Source organism: Bradyrhizobium sp., assembly GCF_035701725.1.
Classification (GTDB): domain Bacteria; phylum Pseudomonadota; class Alphaproteobacteria; order Rhizobiales; family Xanthobacteraceae; genus Bradyrhizobium.
In genome coordinates this window covers 1-2177 of the sequence record NZ_DASSRP010000417.1, presented here as the reverse complement: position 1 = coordinate 2177, position 2177 = coordinate 1, and the positions used below count along the sequence as shown (strand labels likewise).

General features: G+C 63.7%; 2 protein-coding genes and 1 pseudogene. 2 read left to right on the top strand and 1 reads right to left on the bottom strand.

Annotated elements, in window-relative coordinates; all coding sequences use genetic code 11:
* Positions 1 to 227, top strand: a pseudogene (locus VFL62_RS25740) (glutathione S-transferase family protein); the annotation flags it as partial.
* 91 nt (positions 228 to 318) lie between these two features.
* Here the strand turns inward: VFL62_RS25740 and VFL62_RS25735 are convergent.
* Positions 319 to 1512 (bottom strand): urate hydroxylase PuuD, encoded by a 1194-nt coding sequence (locus VFL62_RS25735; protein ID WP_325175210.1) that lies wholly within the window; start codon positions 1510 to 1512, stop codon positions 319 to 321.
* Positions 1513 to 1725: 213 nt separating this feature from the next.
* Between VFL62_RS25735 and VFL62_RS25730 the strand changes: the two genes are divergently transcribed.
* The gene (locus VFL62_RS25730) at positions 1726 to 2031 is read left to right on the top strand and encodes a hypothetical protein (RefSeq protein WP_325175209.1); all 306 of its coding nucleotides are present in this window, start codon (positions 1726 to 1728) and stop codon (positions 2029 to 2031) included.
* Positions 2032 to 2177 lie beyond the last annotated feature (146 nt).

Here is a 2177-nt window from a genome sequence, read left to right as displayed (position 1 = left end):
AAGCGTTGGAACATGAGCGGGCGGCGATCACGACGCCGTTCTGGTTCGGCGTGAAAATCGGTCATTCCGATATCGCGGTCGCGTGCGCCGTGCGCTTTGTAAGCGAGGCGCATCCGAACTTGTTTGACCCGGCCGGCTGCCCCGCGCTTGCCGATCACGCCGCGCGTTGCGAGGCGCTGGAAGTGTTCAAGGAAATCGTGCAGCCGCTGGTGCCGCCCAAAAGCTGAGGCGTCGTTCGCTAGCGGTCTCGCTCCCGCTCGATCTGCGGCTTGGGCGCGACGGTGCCCGCCATGAAGACCTTGGGGAACGCCAGTTGGATCAGCGCGCGCCGTCCGCGAGCCACGCCGCGAGCACCGCGCGCTCCTCGGTGCTGATTTCGGTGATGTTGCCGGGCGGCATGGCATTCGACCAGGCCGCATTGCGCCCGATCAGGCGGCTGTTGCGCAAGATCGCTTCCGGATTGTCGAGGCGCACGCCCTTTGGCGCGGCGGTGATTCCATCGAACACCGGCTCGGCGGCATGGCACATGCTGCAGCGGGACAGCACGATGTCCTGCACCGCCGCGAAATCATGCTTGGGCACCGCCGTGGCGGCCTTGGCGTCGCGAGGGCCTGCGGTCGTGAGCAGGGCGATCGCGATCATGCCGATCGCCGCCACGCCCCACACCCACCACGGCGATTTGCGCCCGGCATGGCGCTCGTTGAAGAAGTGGCGGATCACGGGACCAAGCGCCAGCACGATCGCCGCGATCAGCCAGTTGTAACGGGTGCCGAAGATCAGCGGGTAATGATTGCTGATCATGAGGAAGACGACCGGCAGTGTCAGATAGTTGTTGTGGACCGAACGCTCCTTGCCTTGCTTGCCGTATTTCGGGTCCGGCTTCTCGCCGGCCAGCAGGGCTGCGATCACCTTCTTCTGGTTCGGGATGATCAGAGCGAAGACATTGGCGACCATGATGGTGCCGATGATCGCGCCGATCTGGTTGAAGGCGCCGCGGCCGCTCAGCACATGGGTAAAGGCGTAGGTCAGCGCGACCAGGAAGATATAACCGCCGATCGCGAAGGGAAGTTCGTAGGCCGAAAGCCCGCTGCGGCAGGCTGCTTCATAGAGCAGCCAGGCCAGCGCCAGGCTGCCGAACGAGAACAGTGCCGCCTGCAGCGGCGTCAGGTCGAGCACCGACTTGTCGACCAGAAACAGTTCGGCGTCGAGGTAATAGACGATGACCATCAGCACGAAGCCCGACAGCCAGGTGGTGTAGGCTTCCCATTTGAACCAGGTCAGTTCGCTCGGCATTTTCGCCGGCGCCACCAGGAATTTGACGATGTGATAGAAGCCTCCGCCATGCACCTGCCAGGCTTCGCCATGGGCGCCTTCCGGCAGGCCCTCGCGCGGCTTCAGCCCGAGGTCGAGATGAATGAAGTAGAACGAGCTTCCGATCCAGCCCACCGCCGCGATCACATGCAGCCAGCGGAAAATAAGACTAGCCCATTCCGATAGTATCGATGCCCACATCGCCGTCCGTTCCTCGCGCGGTATAAGCGGCGGCGGTTCCGCGCGCGACCCTGAAAGCTGCCCCAATCAATTCTGTGTCGCATCTCTCAGGATTCTTTTCCAGCGCTTCCCGTTGGCAGCCAGACCGGGTAGTTTGCCCAAAATTGGGGCAGGTGGACTTCGCCGCACCGATCCGGTTCAATGCGGAACGGGGCCGATTTGAAGGTGGGACTTATGAAGAAGCTTCTTCTTTGCGCGATGCTGGTGGCGGCGGCGACGCCGGCCTGGTCGCAAACCAAGCCCAAGGCGGTGGCAGGGCGCGATCCCTGCGCGCCGATCGGCCAGACCGCGAACCGCGAGCTGGTCTACCCGATGGGTTGCAACAACCTGCCGGCGCCGCCTCCCTTGCCGCCGCAGGCCGAAGTTCAGCAGGCGCCGGCACCGGCCCCCGAGCCGGAAGCCCGGCGTAGCGGTCTTTTCGGCATGTCGTTCGATTTCAGCGGTGGGACCACCCAGTCCGGCCAGGGCCGCACTCCATAACCGTATTGCGCGCATGTCGCAGAAACCGCTCGAGGAATTGAACGCCTGCACGCAAGGCGACTTCGTCGCCGCGCTCGCAAATATCTTCGAATATTCGCCCTGGGTTGCCGAACAGGCTTTTGCCGCGCGTCCGTTCAGCGGCATCA

Bases quoted from the DNA above. Each gene is read 5' to 3' on its own strand.
- VFL62_RS25735 (WP_325175210.1), bottom strand. From the start codon at position 1,512: ATGTGGGCATCGATACTATCGGAATGGGCTAGTCTTATTTTCCGCTGG.
- VFL62_RS25730 (WP_325175209.1), top strand. From the start codon at position 1,726: ATGAAGAAGCTTCTTCTTTGCGCGATGCTGGTGGCGGCGGCGACGCCG.